At 53.8% G+C, this 16,843-nt stretch carries 17 protein-coding genes; 3 read left to right on the top strand and 14 right to left on the bottom strand.

Translation table 11 applies throughout. The features are described 5' to 3' along the window. Positions 1-34 precede the first annotated feature (34 nt). The 11 genes from lipB to MOY_RS03015 form a co-directional block, all read right to left on the bottom strand. Entirely contained in the window at positions 35-682 is a 648-nt protein-coding gene (gene lipB, locus MOY_RS02965) for a lipoyl(octanoyl) transferase LipB (protein WP_009096332.1), read from the bottom strand. Between the two features lie 2 nt (positions 683-684). Beyond that, positions 685-996, bottom strand: a complete 312-nt coding sequence (locus MOY_RS02970; RefSeq protein ID WP_009096333.1) for an HP0495 family protein — start codon at positions 994-996, stop codon at positions 685-687. 111 nt (positions 997-1,107) lie between these two features. Further along, on the bottom strand, positions 1,108-2,307 hold the full coding sequence (locus MOY_RS02975) for a D-alanyl-D-alanine carboxypeptidase family protein (RefSeq protein ID WP_035539866.1): 1,200 nt from the start codon (positions 2,305-2,307) through the stop codon (positions 1,108-1,110). A gap of 70 nt (positions 2,308-2,377) precedes the next feature. Then, positions 2,378-3,391 (bottom strand): septal ring lytic transglycosylase RlpA family protein, encoded by a 1,014-nt coding sequence (locus tag MOY_RS02980; RefSeq protein WP_009096337.1) that lies wholly within the window; start codon positions 3,389-3,391, stop codon positions 2,378-2,380. Continuing rightward, positions 3,388-4,410 carry a lytic murein transglycosylase B gene (gene mltB / locus MOY_RS02985; protein WP_009096339.1) on the bottom strand — a complete coding sequence of 341 codons (1,023 nt, stop codon included), beginning with the start codon at positions 4,408-4,410 and terminating at the stop codon, positions 3,388-3,390. The genes MOY_RS02980 and mltB overlap by 4 nt, the downstream gene beginning before the upstream one ends. A 39-nt stretch (positions 4,411-4,449) precedes the next feature. Beyond that, positions 4,450-5,613 carry a rod shape-determining protein RodA gene (gene rodA / locus MOY_RS02990; RefSeq protein WP_009096341.1) on the bottom strand — a complete coding sequence of 388 codons (1,164 nt, stop codon included), beginning with the start codon at positions 5,611-5,613 and terminating at the stop codon, positions 4,450-4,452. Further along, entirely contained in the window at positions 5,613-7,520 is a 1,908-nt protein-coding gene (gene mrdA, locus MOY_RS02995; protein ID WP_009096343.1) for a penicillin-binding protein 2, read from the bottom strand. The genes rodA and mrdA overlap by 1 nt, the downstream gene beginning before the upstream one ends. 71 nt (positions 7,521-7,591) lie before the next feature. Beyond that, the gene (gene rlmH / locus MOY_RS03000; protein ID WP_035539869.1) at positions 7,592-8,059 is read right to left on the bottom strand and encodes a 23S rRNA (pseudouridine(1915)-N(3))-methyltransferase RlmH; all 468 of its coding nucleotides are present in this window, start codon (positions 8,057-8,059) and stop codon (positions 7,592-7,594) included. Next, positions 8,056-8,442 carry a ribosome silencing factor gene (gene rsfS / locus MOY_RS03005; protein ID WP_009096346.1) on the bottom strand — a complete coding sequence of 129 codons (387 nt, stop codon included), beginning with the start codon at positions 8,440-8,442 and terminating at the stop codon, positions 8,056-8,058. The genes rlmH and rsfS overlap by 4 nt, the downstream gene beginning before the upstream one ends. Before the next feature lie 143 nt (positions 8,443-8,585). Beyond that, complete coding sequence (gene nadD, locus MOY_RS03010) at positions 8,586-9,245, bottom strand: nicotinate-nucleotide adenylyltransferase (RefSeq protein WP_009096348.1); 660 nt, start codon at positions 9,243-9,245, stop codon at positions 8,586-8,588. After that, complete coding sequence (locus tag MOY_RS03015; RefSeq protein WP_009096350.1) at positions 9,242-10,549, bottom strand: glutamate-5-semialdehyde dehydrogenase; 1,308 nt, start codon at positions 10,547-10,549, stop codon at positions 9,242-9,244. Before MOY_RS03015 ends, nadD begins: the two co-directional genes overlap by 4 nt. Before the next feature lie 234 nt (positions 10,550-10,783). Between MOY_RS03015 and MOY_RS03020 the strand changes: the two genes are divergently transcribed. From MOY_RS03020 to MOY_RS03030, 3 genes are read left to right on the top strand one after another with little or no spacing between them, the layout of a single operon-like run. After that, positions 10,784-11,638, top strand: coding sequence for a hypothetical protein (locus MOY_RS03020; RefSeq protein ID WP_009096352.1), 855 nt, complete (start codon positions 10,784-10,786; stop codon positions 11,636-11,638). After that, positions 11,635-12,567, top strand: a complete 933-nt coding sequence (locus MOY_RS03025; protein WP_009096354.1) for a diguanylate cyclase domain-containing protein — start codon at positions 11,635-11,637, stop codon at positions 12,565-12,567. The genes MOY_RS03020 and MOY_RS03025 overlap by 4 nt, the downstream gene beginning before the upstream one ends. Before the next feature lie 22 nt (positions 12,568-12,589). After that, on the top strand, positions 12,590-13,987 hold the full coding sequence (locus MOY_RS03030) for a bifunctional DedA family/phosphatase PAP2 family protein (protein WP_009096356.1): 1,398 nt from the start codon (positions 12,590-12,592) through the stop codon (positions 13,985-13,987). A gap of 33 nt (positions 13,988-14,020) precedes the next feature. Here MOY_RS03030 and MOY_RS03035 read toward each other — a convergent pair whose 3' ends face one another. The 3 genes from MOY_RS03035 to mpl are packed head-to-tail and all read right to left on the bottom strand — an operon-like array spanning position 14,021 to position 16,706. Continuing rightward, positions 14,021-14,641, bottom strand: a complete 621-nt coding sequence (locus MOY_RS03035; RefSeq protein WP_009096358.1) for a LysE family translocator — start codon at positions 14,639-14,641, stop codon at positions 14,021-14,023. A gap of 5 nt (positions 14,642-14,646) precedes the next feature. Further along, entirely contained in the window at positions 14,647-15,324 is a 678-nt protein-coding gene (locus MOY_RS03040) for a flavin prenyltransferase UbiX (protein ID WP_009096360.1), read from the bottom strand. 5 nt (positions 15,325-15,329) lie between these two features. Next, positions 15,330-16,706: a UDP-N-acetylmuramate:L-alanyl-gamma-D-glutamyl-meso-diaminopimelate ligase gene (gene mpl / locus MOY_RS03045; RefSeq protein ID WP_009096362.1), complete on the bottom strand. Its 1,377-nt coding sequence runs from the start codon at positions 16,704-16,706 to the stop codon at positions 15,330-15,332. Positions 16,707-16,843: the final 137 nt, after the last annotated feature.

The following is a 16,843-nucleotide window of genomic DNA, read 5'->3' on the forward strand; positions in this document are numbered from 1 at the left end:
AAATACATACCGTCGGTATTTTTTGGCACTACAGTTATGCGAAGGTTACTAGCTCACGCTTTAGCTCTGCGGCTAACGCAAACGCTAGCTGCTCCCCCACTACTTGATGATCAGGCTTGATTGCGACCAGATCGGCTAAACGGGTTACCGGCATGCCGGCATACCCGCAGGGATTGATACGCGCAAACGGTGATAAATCCGCATCTACATTGAGCGCCACACCGTGATAGCTTGCCCCCCGCCTAATACGTAACCCTAGCGAGGCGATTTTTGCCTCTCCTTGCGCAGTATCCACATATACGCCCGGTGCATCTGGCCTGGCGCGAGCACTAACCCCATACGTGCTGAGTACGTGAATCACTGCATTTTCAAGGGCGGTAACCAAATCACGCACACCAATCTTGTTTCGTCGAATATCTAACAGCGGATAGAGCACTACCTGACCAGGGCCGTGGTAAGTGACCTGGCCGCCACGGTCAGTTTGCACCACAGGAATATCACCCGGCATTAATAAATGCTCAGGTTTACCTGCCTGCCCTTGGGTAAAAACAGGGTCATGCTCGACGAGCCAAAACTGATCGGGAGTTGCTTCGCCTCGCGTATCAGTCAGCGCACGCATTGATTCCCACACGGGCAAGTACGCGCTGCGGCCAAGAAGGTGAAGCTCAATGGGGGCGTTCATTGCTATACCACCATGTGCACGCGGCCAGTGGCTTTTAAAGCGTCAAACAACTGACTAAGCTGTTGTTCGCCCGTTGCCTTAATCACAATGCGCACCGACTGAAAACGACCGTTGCGACTATCCACCACCTGAATGAGACTTTCATCAAAACCAGGCGCGTGCCTATGGATTACTTGGCACACACAGGCTGCAAAGTCTTCAGCAGCGTCGCCCACCACTTTCAGCGAGTAATCACAAGGAAAGGTAATTTTAGGAGTTGGGGGCGCGGCAGGCTGCCGCAAGTCGCGAAGCCCTTTTTTTGCATCCTTTTTCATAAGCTGCCTTCAATTACCAAATAAGAGAACGAGTCACTAGGAGCCAAGCCCATAAGCCGCGCCCCTAGCCCTCTAGTGAAAGTACCGTTAACGAGTGAAAAGCGTACGGCATTAGCCGGTGAAGTTGCTGACCAAGCCGCTGAAAAAGCGCCTTACCTGATCAAACAATCGCTTAAACAACCCACCCTCTTCAACATTTTCAAGGGCAACCAGTTGACGCTCACCAACCATATCCTCGCCAAGATACACTTCTAAGGTACCTACTTCATCGCCTACAGCAACGGGCGCTTGCAGGTCTTGCTTAAGATTAAGGCGCGCGCGAAGCTCTTCATTGCGATTGCGCGGTAGCGTCATGAATACTTCTTCGTTAACTCCAACCCGTAGTTCGTTCATTTCGCCACCCCACACCCGCGGCGTCGCAAGAACAGCGCCTCGTTCATAGAGCTTCATGGTTTCATAGAAGCGAAAGCCGTAGCTGAGCAGTTTCTGCGTCTCTTGAGCGCGCGCCTCCTCAGAACTTGTACCCATCACAACAGATATTAGACGCATATCATCACGCTTGGCTGAGGCTACCAAGCCGTAACCAGCCTCAGTTGTCCAGCCGGTTTTCAAGCCATCAACCGTGGGGTCGCGCCAAAGCAGCCGGTTGCGATTAGGTTGGTCGATGCCGCTAAAGGAGAAAGTGCGCTGGGAGTAAATCGCATAGTGCTCAGGGTAATCATTGATGATGTATTGAGAAAGCAGCGCCATATCACGAGCGGTTGAGTAGTGATTGTCACCCGGCAGCCCGGTGGCATTTTGAAAGTTTGTATTATTCATGCCTAAACGCGTGGCATGCTGGTTCATTAAATCCGCAAAGGGTGCTTCCCCCCCAGCCAAGTGCTCGGCAATAGCGACACTGGCATCGTTGCCTGAAACAATAACTATGCCATGCAACAGATCATCGACTGAGACACGATCGCCCACTTCAATAAACATTTTGGAGCCGCCGGTGCGCCATGCCCTTTCGCTGATGTTAACCATATCGGTGAGGCTAATGGTGCCGCGATCCAACTCACGCTCGACTAGGTAAGCCGTCATCAGCTTAGTGAGACTCGCCGGGGGCAAACGCTCATCAGAGTTATGCTCAGCAAGCACACGCCCGCTATGAGCATCCATCAGTATCCACGAGCTTGCCGCAAGCTGTGGCGCAGCTGGAATAATTGTCTGCGGCTGAGGAACGGGCTGGGCCGAGGCAGGTAACGCTACCACCGTCATTGCTGCAAACAAGCAGAGCTGGGCTGAACGACGAAACGACATTACTATATTCATTACTAACTTCTCACTTACATAGAGAATGGACGTGATGAGACACGCCATTAAGGATAAATAAAAGGGCGACTTATCTCACGACAAACACTTGCGGGAAACCTGCGTGGCGCAATGCCTCTCGGGCTTGTGTCTCTTGGGCAGGCATTACTGGCCCGACCTGCACACGGTGAACGTCTGCATCACTCATTACGCGTACTGAATGTGCAAGCTCACCCTGCAGACGCCGCTGCAGCTGCTCGGCACCTTCGGCAGTTCCCAGCGCGGCAATTTGCAGATACACCGCAGCACCCGCTTCTTGACCACTAGCCGCTTGTGCTTGAGAGGCAGCTTGTTGCTGGGGCGCTGCTGCTGTAGATGCTAAAGCACCTGAAGCGGTAGCAGATTGAGCGGTTGTCGGTTTTGGTTCTGATGCACTGCCACCTCTGCCCCGCTCCGCAAGCCATTGCGCTGGGTCAAGCGCTTCGACGCGAACCGGTCCTGTTCCATTTTCTAAAAACCCTAAACGTGCCGCCGCCGCGTAAGAAAGATCAATTTCACGGTCACTATGGAAAGGCCCACGATCATTCACCCGCACAATCACTGACTCACCATTATCTAAACTGGTAACGCGGGCAAAGGTTGGCAACGGCAAAGAACGGTGGGCAGCCGTCATTTTATACATGTCGTAAATTTCACCGTTAGACGTGGCGTAACCATGAAATTTTTCGCCGTACCAGGAGGCCGTGCCCTGCCGCGCATACCCTTTAGAATCAGGCAATACACGGTAGGTTTCACCCCACACCTCATAGGTAGGGCGATTTCCCGCGCGCGATAAAGGTTCAATGCGCGGCTCGGCATCCGGCACTTTGCTTACATCCGGTGGCTCAAGCGGATAAGCATCACCTGACATCGCGTAGCGACCACCGCTAGTACCAGCACCGCTGGAACCGCTCGTTGCAACAGTGCTACTCGATGTGGAAGCACTCGAAGGCCGATCCGTATCACCACTGGTTCGCTGGGTTTCTTGACTAGCGCAGCCACTCATTAGGGCCACGATAGTGACAGCACCAGCCACGCCCCGGACATCTGTCAACACTGTTTTCATCCTTGGTCCTCTACCTGCCGCCCAATGGCTTCAGATAACTCTGCCACCGCCATTGCATAGAGATGGCTATGGTTGTATCGGGTAATGACATAGAAATTGTACTCACCCAACCGGTAGCGGATACTGCCGTCGGCGAACTCCAGCATCAAGGGTACGGCGGGAAGCGTTGGTTCGAGCGCCACCTCAGGCTCAATCCCTGCTTCTACTACATCCGCCACGGTAACTGCGGGCGAACGCGTTTGATTAAAGCTTAGTGTCTCTGGCGGTGACGTGGGCCCACTCGCTTCGTGATAAATAGTGCCGTCACGTTGCCAACCATGCACCGCGAAATAATTGGCCACGCTGCCAATCGCATCGACAGGATTTTCCCATAGGTCACGAATACCGTCGTCGTCGAAATCAACGGCATAGGCTTGGTAACTAGTAGGGATAAATTGCGGATAGCCCATGGCTCCCGCATAGGAGCCATATAGCGCTGTGGGTTCAACACCCTGCTCATGAGCAATCTGTAAGAATGCAGCCAGCTCACCGCGGAAAAAATCGCCACGCACCGGGTGATGAAATGCCAACGTTGCCAGCGAATCGAGTACCCGGTGGCGACCTTTATGGCGCCCATAGTAGGTTTCCACGCCAATAATAGCGGTAACAACCTCACGGGGAACCCCATATATCTCTTCAGCACGGGCGAGCGTATCCGCATGTTCCTGGATAAAAGCAGCGCCTTCTTCGATTCGCTGATCGGTCATGAATATTTCCCGATACTCATGCCAGCTTAAGCGGCGCTCAGCCGCACCCTCCATAGCATCCAGCACGCCCTGGCTATAATTGGCTTGGTTAAATGTTTCGATCAGCCAAGCTTCTGGCAACCCTTCGGCTACCAGTTCATCGACCAATTGCTGGGTACGCTCATGGTGCTGCGGGTCAAAATGCGCCTGCTCCTCAGCCCATACGGCAGGAATTGAGCATGCCATTACGACAGCCATCAAATAACTACCTGCGTTTTTTCGGGCCCTGTTCATTAACTCACCACTCCTGTGAAAACCATATCGCTTAGACCATCAGCGCGGTAACAAACGACGATGCGCATGAATCGACATGAGAATACCGAACCCCGCCAATAAGGTCACGCTTGAGGTGCCGCCGTAACTCACTAAAGGTAGCGGCACACCAACCACCGGCAGAATGCCGCTGACCATACCGACATTAACAAAAACATAAATGAAAAACGTCAGAATAATACTGCCCGCCACCAGCCGCCCGAAAGTATCCTGGGAAGACGTGGCTAACCACATCCCGCGCCCCACAATCATGACATAAAGCGCCAGTAGCAATAACATTCCGACAAGACCAAACTCTTCGCCCAATACAGCAATAATGAAATCCGTATGGCGTTCAGGGAGAAACTCAAGCTGGGATTGAGTACCATCCAACCAGCCTTTGCCCCACAAACCACCACTGCCAATTGCCGTGGTAGATTGGATAATATTCCAACCCGCGCCCAAGGGGTCGCTTTCCGGGTCTAGAAACGTCAGCACCCGCTGGCGCTGATAGTTATGCATATTCATCCACAGCAGCGGCAACCCTGCGGCCACTAGTGCTCCAACAAAGCCGATAAGCCGCCAGGAAAGGCCTGCCAACAGCACTACAATGACTGCCGCACTCGTCATGAGTAACGAGGTGCCTAAATCTGGCTGAATAGCCGTCAGCACAACAGGCACACCAATGATTAAGCCACACACCGCAATATCACGAAGACGGGGCGGCAACGGGCAGCGGTTCAGGTAAGCCGCCACCATCAACGGTACGGCTAGCTTCATCATCTCAGAGGGTTGAAAGCGAAGAACACCAGGAATGACCAGCCACCGTTTAGCCCCCATCCCCACATCTCCAACGAGCTCTACCGCAATGAGCATGACAAGCCCAACACCATAAGCAAAAGGAGCCCAGCGCAGGAAAGTAGAGGGAGAGAATTGCGCAATAATGACCATGCCGACCAGCGCAACGCCAAAACGAATGGCTTGGGCGACGACTGCTTCGATACGCTGACCAGAAGCACTGTAGAGAACAAACAGACCCGCCACCATAAGCACCAGCAGCATGCCTATTAACCAAGGGTCGAGATGAATACGCTCCCAGATGCTTTTACGTCGCGCAATACCACTACTTGGAGGCCGCACGGGGTAGCTACGAAAAGAGCGGGAGAGTGTATGCCAAGCCGCCATTAATTACCCTCCACGCCAACAGTGTCTTCTTCTAACGCATCACGCACTTCATCTACCTCTGGCGCACGCTCTTTTAGAAGCCAAGCATCGGTCATCGCGCGAGCCAAATGCGCTGCATGGGTACTTCCCCCTCCAGCGTTTTCAACAATGACAGATACCGCAATTTGTGGATTTTCAAGGGGCGCAAAGGCCATAAAAAGCGCGTGATCTCGCAGGCGCTCTTCTAACTCTTCTGCGTTATAGCGTTGATCCTGCCCCAGCGAAAAGACCTGAGCAGTCCCCGACTTACCCCCCATACGATACTCAAGCCCCACCCCAGTGCGACGGGCGGTGCCCTCACTACCGGTAAGTACTTTTTCCATACCGCTAAAGATGCGACCCCACCAGCCTTCATTATCAAGCTCAATATCCGGCAAGGTATCAGGGAGGTCACGAGGAACCGGTTGATTACCCACTTCTAGCGCAAGGCGCGGCTTCACCCAATGGCCTCGATTCGCTAAGGCAGCCGTTGCGCTGGCTAGCTGTAGGGGAGTCACCTGCCAATACCCTTGACCAATACCCACCGAGAGCGTTTCACCCGGATACCAAGGCTGATTAAAACGACCACGCTTCCAATCCCGAGAGGGCATCAGTCCAGTGCTTTCACCTTGCACATCGTGGGCTACCCGCTGGCCAAAGCCAAAGTTGCTCATCTGCTCATGTAGCTTGTCGATACCCAGGTCGTGCGCCAGCGAATAGTAGTAAGTGTTGTTGGAAACAGCTATCGAGCGCTCCATATCAACCCGGCCATGGCCCCAACGCAGCCAGTTGCGGTAGCGCCGAGTATCATTGGGTAATTGGTAAAACCCTGGATCGTTGATTGTGCTATCAGGGGTAATTGCCCCCTCGACTAAGCCCGCTAATGCAAGGAACGGCTTAATGGTGGAGCCGGGCGGATAGTGCCCGCGGATAGCACGATTAAATAGCGGTAAATCGATATTCTCCTGGAGCGCCCTATACGAGGCAACATCGATACCGGTCACAAACTGGTTACTGTCAAAGCCAGGCGTTGAAACCATCGCCAAAATCTCCCCAGTATCCGGCATAACCGCCACAATGGACCCACGACGGCCATCCATCAGCTCATAGGCCAACATCTGTAACGATTTATCCAGTGTAAGGGTCAGGTTTTCTCCGGGAACGGGGTCGGTTCGCCCTAGCTCTCTTAACACACGACCACGTGCATTAGTCTCTACTTTACGTAGTCCTGCCTGGCCGTGTAACTGGTCTTCATAAAACCGTTCTACGCCGGTTTTGCCAATAAAGTGCGTGCCCGCATAACGGCCGGTATCCAGGGTTTGCATCTCTTCAGCGTTAATGCGCCCCACATACCCCAGGGCATGCGCCATCACCTCGGCATCGGGATAGTAGCGCAGTAACTGAGCTTCCACTTCCACACCGGGCAATCGATGACGATTTACCGCAAGGCGGGCAATTTGGTTTTCGCTTAAGTCGCTCATCAATAGCGCAGGCTGGAACGGACGCTGGCGCTGACGTGAGCGAACATTAAAAGCGTCGATATCCTCTTCGGGTAACTCTAGAAGATCCACCAGCAGCGCCAGCGTGTCATCCAAATTATCGACACGCTCACGAACTAGGGTAAGGTTGTAGGTGGGGCGATTTTCAGCAAGTAGGGTTCCGTTACGGTCATAGATAAGCCCTCGGTTGGGCGGTAACGGCTCAACACGCACACGGTTTTTTTCTGAGCGAGTGCTATAAAGGTCATGCTGGGTAATCTGCAAATAAGCGAGGCGACCAGTCAGTAAGCTGGTCAATACAATAACTACCAAAACGGCAAGCAGCGCCCTGACACGGAAAATACGCAGCTCTTGCTCGGAGTTTTTTAGCGTATCAAGGCGCTGTGGCATGGCAAAAGATGACTCTCAAATCTAACAAATGACGCAACAATAGCCATGGAAATGACTCTGTTTTAGCACGCCTAGCGATGATAAGGATGACCGACTAACAGGGTCCACGCACGGTATAACTGCTCTGCAAGCATAATACGTACTAGCGGGTGCGGCAGCGTGAGAGAAGAGAGCGACCAAGCCTTATCAGCCAACGCCGAAAGGGAAGGTTCTAAACCATCAGGGCCACCAACGAGAAGCACAATATCACGCCCCATCATGCGCCAAGCATCGGCTTCTTGGGCAAGCTGCTCGGTACTCCATGTCTTGCCTTTGACCTCTAATGCCACGATATATTCATCACCACGCAGCTTGTCACGAATACGCTGGGCTTCTTGAGCACGGGCTTTGGCAATATCAGCATTTTTGCCCCGTTGGCCCAGAGGGATCTCTTCAATTTCTAAATTAAAATCTCTTGGCAACCGTTTGCGGTAGGTTTCAACGCCCTCTTCCACCCATCCGGGCATCTTCGTCCCCACCGCTAACAGCCGTATTCTCATGACATAGTGACCCGCTCTTCTATGCGTTTCAATGACTCACCAATCCCGCCAGCATCGTTGGGCAAGTCTGCCCATAGACGTTCAAGGTCGTACAGTGCGCGTGCATCGGGAAGCATGATATGGACAACGATGTCACCCAAATCAACAAGCACCCAATCAGCATTATCGCCACCTTCTACACCACGGGGCTTAAGACCGGCGGCTTTGGCTTTTTCTACCACGTTCTGCGCCAGCGCGGAGACATGACGTGTAGAGGTTCCGCTAGCAATCACCATTAAATCGGTGACTTCGGTTAGCTTGGAAACATCTAGCTGGGTAATATCGCGTGCTTTTAGCTCTTCTAGCGCGTCAATCGCTAGGCTTTTAAGTGTATCGATGTGCATGGCTCCTGAAGGCAACCCCTTGTGAAGGTAAGACTAATTAGTAGAACGGGTAAAAAAACGGCAATCAACACTGCTTCGAAGCTAATATCAATCAGCCGTCTTTTAGCGGGCCATTGTAACGGCTTCTTTCATGACTGCCAGCGCTATTCGTACGTTTGATAAAGCCCCTGCTGTAAAATGCTTCTTTCCACTGCTTCCGGAAGCAGATAACGCACACTCTCACCTGCCTTTAGGCGCTCTCTTACATAAGTAGCAGAGATCGCCATCATTGAGGGAAGTGTGAGCGATAGCATTGAACCACAAGGGCGCTGCATGAGCGCCGGTATACTATCGACTTCTCGATTACCAACCAGTTCCTTCAGCGCTGGAGGCCAGGGTGTTTGATAGCCAGGCCGAGCTATTACCACAAGGTGCGCTAAAGTGAATATTTCGTCCACCTTGTGCCATTTTGTCAGCCGTAAAAACGCATCAAAGCCAATAATCATGGTTAGCGGCACCTCACTACCGTACTCACTGCGCAACTCTGCCAACGTATCAACGCTGTAGGAAGGGCCTTCCCGGCGCAGCTCACGCCCATCAGCAATAATGCCCGGCGTATCGGCTATACCCATTTTGAGCAGTTCAAAACGTTGGTCGGGCGAGACCTGCGGGGCGTCTCGCAAGGGCGGCTTGGGCGCTGGAATCATGTGTAGCCGATCTAGCCCCAGCGCTTCACGAACCTCAACCGCGCTGCGCAAATGGCCCAAATGTACCGGGTCAAAGGTTCCGCCCAGCATGCCTACCTTTAACAGCGCATGACTCATTGCCGAACCTGACCATCTCCAAACACGATGTACTTCTGTGTTGTCAGCCCCTGTAGCCCGACGGGACCTCTGGCATGCAGTTTGTCGGTGGATATGCCAATTTCTGCCCCGAGCCCGTACTCAAAGCCGTCTGCAAAGCGGGTGGAGGCATTAACAATCACCGAGCTGGAATCCACTTCTGCCATAAAGCGGCGGGCAAGGGAGTAATCCTGGGTAACAATGGCATCGGTATGGTGTGACCCGTACTTCTCTATGTGCTCAATCGCTTCATCCATACCATCAACGACCTTAATGGCCAACACGGGGGCCAAGTACTCTGCATGCCAGTCTTCTTCTGTTGCTTCAACGGCCTGCGGCAACAATGCCTGGGTGCGCTTACAGCCTCGTAGCTCCACGTCATGCTGTGCATAGGCACGGGCCAACTCTGGCAGCACAAGATCGGCGATCGGCGCATCCACCAACAGAGTCTCCATAGTGTTGCAGGTTCCATAGCGGTGGGTTTTAGCGTTAACCGCAATGGCTAATACTTTGGCTGGATCTGCCGTTGTATCGATATACACATGACAAACGCCATCAAGGTGCTTGATGACGGGCACCTTCGCTTCGCGGGAAATACGCTCAATTAATGACTTGCCGCCTCGCGGAATAATCACATCAACATACTCAGGCATGCTGATCATCGTGCCTACCGCAGCGCGATCAGTGGTTGCCACTACCTGGACAGCACCCGAGGGCAAGCCGACATCAGCCAAGCCTTGCTGAATGCAGCTGCTAATGGCAGCGTTTGAGGCGCTGGCTTCTGACCCCCCGCGCAATAAGCAGGCATTACCGGATTTTAAACAAAGGCTTGCAGCTTCAAGGGTGACATTGGGGCGCGACTCATAAATGATGCCGATAACCCCCAGCGGCACGCGCATTTTGCCCACTTGAATACCACTTGGGCGGTAGTTCATCTCGTCGATTTCGCCCACCGGATCGGGTAGTCCAGCCACCTGGCGCAACCCTTCAATCATGGCATCTACTCGGCTATCGGAGAGCGCTAAGCGATCCAGTAGCGCACTGTCTAAACCATTTTGTTGACCGCGCTGCATATCGAGTGCATTAGCTTCTAAAATCATCGCTCTAGAAGCGGCCAAGCGGGCCGCCATCGCCTCAAGTGCACGATTTTTTAGTCCCGTATCCGCGCGGCGCAGTTCAACGGCCGCTGCACGGGCACCCTGCCCGAGCGCCTGCATATAAGCGGGCACATCCCCAGCAGCCAAGTGGCGTTGGGCTTCATCCTGGAACGTGTTAGAACCGCTCATATCGTCTCCCTGGTTAGTGGCGTAGCGTGTGAGGTGGTTGTAGGTAAATGTGATGTGTAAAAGCTATATAGAAGCTATGGTGACCATGGTACTGAATGCTTAACAGTATGTTACGCCATTTGGGCGTTATACTGGGGTATTAGATGCCTCATCTCGACACGGCAACATTATCAAACAGCACCACGGCACGGCCGTGAATCAGCCTTCGTTATTAAAGGTGAATAGTAAGCCACCATGCAAAGCAAGTACAAAATACGCCTACTAAGAACCAATTTATTGGCTGCCGCTGTGCTGCTAGCACTCTGGACACCCACCGCCCCACCTGCTGCCGCTCTGGTGCTGTGGCTCTCGGTTGGATGGCTGTTGATTACCGCGCTGCTGCTGGATTTCAGCCATCGCCGGGCTAGAGGCTTGCCCTGGCAAATGCTGGCTGGCGGCCTGCTACTTTGCTTAATTGTCGCGGCCCCGGAGCGGCACAGCATACTGATATGGGTTTTTGCAGCCGTTTACATGCTGCCGCAAAGACCTGTGGCAATCGCCTTTAACGCCAGCGCCGCCCTACTAAGCTGGATAATGATCGCCCCTTTTCTCAGCAAGCCAGAGTGGCTATTACTGCTGACAACACTAACGGCTTTAGGGCTATTGGCGGTATCGAAAACACGCCAACTGATTGATATAAACGGAGCGATCCAGCAACGCTTACGGCTAATACCGGGGCTCAACTTATGGGCTGGCGAGCAGCTATTACGCGACTTAGCTCGGGAGCAGATCCGCTCTGAACGAGAGGGGATTTACGCTGAAGTAGTCGTCATACACGTTAAACGTCACCAGCTTTGGGCATCGGCACAAAAGCTCTGCGAGTTAACTTACGCATTTGAAAACGTGTATCGCTTAAATGGCACGACGTTAGTTATATTGCTACTGTCGCGCTCGCCAAAGGAGGGCGCCCAACGCCGCGGGCTGATTTGCAATGCTCTGCCTGAAAAGGTGCTTCATTACCACACTCCGCTGATGGATGTGGAGCTTTCAACGCTCACTCTGGAAATGCTGCATACCTCTCCTGCCAAGACGTTTGGGAGCATGCCATGACTGAGCATCAGCTACCAAGGTGGTTAATGACACTGGCGTACAGTGGCAGCGTCGTCGTTATGGCCGCTTATACATTGTGGCTATACGCGATGGGTGACTACCGAGAGTTATTAATCCCCTTATTTGTCACCTTACTGTTACTAACCGCCCTATTGATGCACTACAGCCAGGGCTTAACACCCGCTATCCCGCGGGCCATTTTACTCGCAAGCACCTACGCGGTGGTTCTAGCCGCCATGTACTATCAACCCTCTACACCGCTTATCTGGCTGGGGTTGCCTGTTGCCGCTTCTTTTTTGCTTCTGCCGTTATGGGGCGCGCTTTTTTTAAACATCCTCTGTACCCCCCTTTGGTGGCTGCTACCCGGCACCAGTGATATTTCATCTACCTTTGCGCTGGGCTATCTCGCCCTTATTTTGCTATCAGCGCTCCCCCCCTGGGAACATGCTCGCAGGGGGGCACTATTAAGAGCAACAGATCCCAACGACGGCGACTGCAATGCTTACCATATCGACACCTTAAAAGAGCGGTTACACAATGAGTATCAGCGCGCAGCAATGCTTAACAAACGCCTTGCCGTGCTGGTGCTTCATCTACCCCAGCTAGATATGGCAGAAGAGCAGTTTGGACAGCGTGCTCAACTCGCGCTTCTAGGTACTCTCTGCAGCGAGGTCAATAGCCGCTGCCGCGACCATGATTTGCTGGGCCGAGCAGGCAACGCCACTTTTTGGCTAGTGCTTCCAGACACGAGTGAAAGCGGTGCTTTATTAGTACGTGAACGGCTTCAGCGCGCATTATCACGCTGCGTGCTCGTCGAAACAGGTCATTTAGACACCCGCATTAGCGTGTGTTTACCGTGCCGAACTGAAAGTTTTGAACGTTACGTGAAGCGCCTGGAAGCGCGCGCCCAGGCATTGGTTGAGGCCTAACCTTTTTTATTTGGAGCTTTCTGTGTCTGTAGTTGATTCACTCTTTGCGCTTTCGATGTCGCCAACCATGTTGCTGCTGCTGGTTTTACTCATCGCGCTGGCTGAGTCTCTCGCACTCGTTGGTTTGCTGGTCCCTGGGGTAGTGTTAATTACCGCGGCCGCCTCTGTTGCCGGGCACCAATCCCTTGGCCTCCCCTGGCTTGTGGGCGCAGCCTTCATTGGCGCCGTACTAGGCGATGGCATTAGCTATAAGCTGGGCTACCATCACCGCGAGCAGGTAACCCAGCGCTGGCCACTGGTGCATCATCCAGAGTGGCTAGGGCGTGGCGCGCGTTTTTTTGAACGCTATGGGATCTATTCGGTGTTTATTGGCCGCTTTGTAGGCCCGGTACGCCCTATTATCCCACTAATTGCAGGTATGATGCGCATGCCTGCCCGCACGTTTTTGTGGGCCAACGTTTCATCAGCAGCGCTATGGGCGCCAGCTTATGTGCTGCCAGGCTATTTATTAGGCCGAACGTGGCAACAGCACCTAGACCTGCCACCTGACGTAGAAGCCGCTGCGATTATGATGGCCGCAAGCGTGGTAGTGCTAGCCGTGGTGTTTTCCTGGGGCAGAGCGCAGGTTGGGCGCCACGGCTGGGCGTATCTAGGCATTGCGCGCATCATTCGCCGCATCCCCTTCATGCGGCGTCCCTGGCTCTCCATGAGCCGGGCCGGAGAAGTTCCACTAGCGTCGCTTCTGCTGTTCGTCGTGGCACTCGCCAGCGTGTCCGCCTGGACGCTGCTGGTCATGCAGCACGACGGCCCCCTACTCATAGACCTTCAGGCTCAGCGGCTATTTAACTGGCTAAGCAACGATGTGTTGGTTACCTCAAGTTTAATACTGGCAGATATCGGCGATAAGCTCGGTATTGCAGCGCTACTCATCCCCTGGGGGCTGTGGTTTTTGGTGCACAAGCGCTGGGATGCCTTTTATCACTGGGGCGCAGCGGTGGGTGGCATTGCCCTACTAAATACCTTGGGCAAAGCTATTTTTGGTCGTGAACGGCCTTTCACCCCAGACCATCTAACGGGGTCACTCGCCTACCCTAGCGCCCACACCTCTACATCGGTGGTGGTGATTGGCCTGGCCGCTGCTTTTTTAGTGGCTGGACTGCCGCGTAAGCGCCACTTTTGGGTGTATTGGCTAGCCATTGTTCTGGCCACCCCAATGGCGCTATCCCGCTTAGTGATAGGCGTACATTGGTTAAGTGACTTAATTGGCGGCGCCCTTCTCGGCTTGGTGGTGTGCGCGTTGGTACGGCTTAGCTGGCAGCGTCGCTACCGGTCGCCTTTGCCCCCCTGCCCGTGGGTACTGCTCGCTGGCGCATCACTGTTTCTGGTTACGTTACGCGTTATCTTCTTGCCGCCCGCATAACGGGCGGTAGCCGTACTCCATTTACTTGCCTTGTTAACCCAGTGCTAACCAGAAGCCTACCCCCAACATCAGCGTGCCAGCAATTCGATTAAGCAACCGCACATTGCCGCTTTTACCCAACACCTGACGTAGCGTTTTACCGCCGGTGGCGTAAACCAGCATGCTGGCAAACTCAATGGTAAGAATAACTACAATCAAAATGCTAAGCTGCGGTGCTAGTGGGCGACTGCTATCTAAAAACGGCGGTAGCAACACCATAAAAAACGCCCAGCCTTTAGGGTTTGCAACGGCAGTGACGAGCCCTTGCATGGCCAGTTGCAACCGCCCAGCAGCAGGACCAGCATCCAGTTCACTGGGGATCGCCATGCGCCCCCGGGAGCGCCACATCATAACTCCCAGGTAGGCAAGATAAGCACCACCTGCCCATTTGAAAGCAGTAAACAGCTCAGGCTGACGAAGCATTAAGGCGGCAACGCCAGCGCCGGCTGCTGCAGCTACAAAACCAACCCCAATTAGCTCCCCCGCCATCATCCAAAGCGTACGCTTAACGCCCTGGGTCATACCCAGCACCATGGCAAGGGTCATACACATGCCTGGCGTAAGCGAAACAAACAAGAAAGTTGGCAAAAACACCGACAACATGGCCCAGGACATCACCGTCACAAATCCTTATGTTGTATATCGCTGGATGGCTGGTGCGCTTCTCCCCAACGCGGCATCAGGCGGTGACTAATGCCCAACTGATTGAGGATTCGGGCGACAATGAAATCAATAAGGTCTTCGATGGTTTGCGGCTGGTGATAAAACCCTGGCGCGGCAGGGAGGATCACTACGCCTAGTCGACTAAGCGCCAGCATATGTTCTAAGTGAATGGGAGAAAAAGGGCTTTCCCGGGGTACCATCACCAAGGTTCGACGCTCCTTGATGGCGACATCTGCCGCGCGCTCAATTAAGTTGTTGCTTGCTCCGGTGGCCACCGCAGAGAGAGTCCCTGTAGAGCAAGGACACACCACCATTGCCGAAGGTGCACCCGAACCGGACGCCACAGGCGCCATCCAGTCCTCACGCCCGAAACAACGAATTTGCCCCGGTTTAGCTCCACTACGCTGGCTTAACGCCTCGACTAAACGCGCAGGTTGCGCTGGCAGCGATACCTCTGTTTCAGTGGCTATCACCATGTGTGCGGCTTTGGATATCATCACCCATACTTCATGCTCGGCCTCTACCAGCACATCGATCAACCGTAAACCATATTGCGCCCCCGATGCACCGGTTAGGGCCACGGTAACCGGTGGTTTAAAAGTAGAACCTGGGCTATCTGAACGAATCTTCGCCACGCAACTTACTCCTTAACGGCTAATGCGGTTAATAGGCGTTCATGGACACCTTCAAAGCCACCATTCGACATGACGACAATACGGTCTTGCGGTGACGCTTGGGTGACAACGGCCTCGACCAGCGACTCAATAGTGCTAAATAGCTGAGCGCACTCGCCCTGCTCTGCCACTAACGTTTCCATTGACCAATCAAGGCCTTCGGGCTGAAACCAAAACACCGCGTCCGCTTCAGCGACGCTGTCATTTAATTGCTCACGCAGTGCACCTAAACGCATGGTATTGGAGCGAGGCTCAATCACCGCTAACAAACGCCCCTTGGTAGTGGCCGCACGCAGCCCTTGTAACGTAGCGGCGATAGCGGTTGGGTGATGGGCAAAATCATCAATCACCTGCACTCCCCCTACTTCACCTAGCACCTCTTGTCGGCGCCGGGGGGTCTGAAAACGCGACAGAGCAGCACATGCACGGGGCAAATCAACCCCACAGCGATGCGCCGCCGCCAGCGCTGCCAAGGCATTGCGGGCATTGTGTTCTCCGGTTAATGACCACTCTACAACGCCGTCTTCCTCCCCATTAACACCGCGATACAGCACCTGAAAACGGCTGCCATCCGAGCGCTCCAGGCTTAGCTGCCACTCGCTGGTGGCTAAGCAACCAAAGCGCTCTACTGGCGTCCAGGCACCCATCTCTAGCACCCGCTCCAAGGCAGGCTGCTGGTCGGCGATCAGCAGTTGGCCTTTGCTGGGTACCGTGCGCACTAGGTGGTGAAACTGGCGCTCAATAGCCGCTAGATCAGGAAAAATATCCGCATGATCAAACTCAAGGTTATTCAGCACCGCAATGGTGGGGCGGTAATGTACAAACTTAGAGCGTTTATCAAAAAAAGCGGTGTCGTATTCATCTGCCTCAACCACAAACGGCGCTTTGGGGCTGCCCAGTCGGGCAGACACACCAAAGTTACGCGGCACACCGCCAATTAAAAAACCGGGGGCCTGCCCTGCACTCTCTAACAGCCATGCCAATAGGCTTGCTGTGGTTGTTTTACCGTGGGTACCGGCTACCGCAATCACCTGCCGATTAGGCAACACATGGTCGGCAAGCCACTGGGCGCCCGAGGTGTAGCGCAGCCCGCTATTGAGCAGCTCCTCAACCTCGGGGTTACCCCGAGAGAGCGCATTACCCACCACCACCATGTCGATTGCCGCTGACAAATTTTCCGCACGGTAGCCTTCCATTAACGTAATGCCTGCTTGTTCAAGCTGGATACTCATGGGGGGGTAAACATTGGCGTCGGAGCCACTGACCTGATGCCCCAACTCCCGAGCCAACAACGCCAAGCTACCCATAAAGGTGCCACAAATACCGATAATATGGAGATGCATGGGGTAGCTCCTTTCCCTTTGCTGTAAAAGCCGACATGACATATAGAAAATAGCCGCTGAGATTAGCACGCTAAGCCACGCTGCTCATCCCATCATCATTGCGGCTTCACGTCACGGGGCTAGAAAGTGACAAATTC

The sequence above is a fragment of the Halomonas sp. GFAJ-1 genome, from assembly GCF_000236625.2.
GTDB lineage: Bacteria > Pseudomonadota > Gammaproteobacteria > Pseudomonadales > Halomonadaceae > Vreelandella.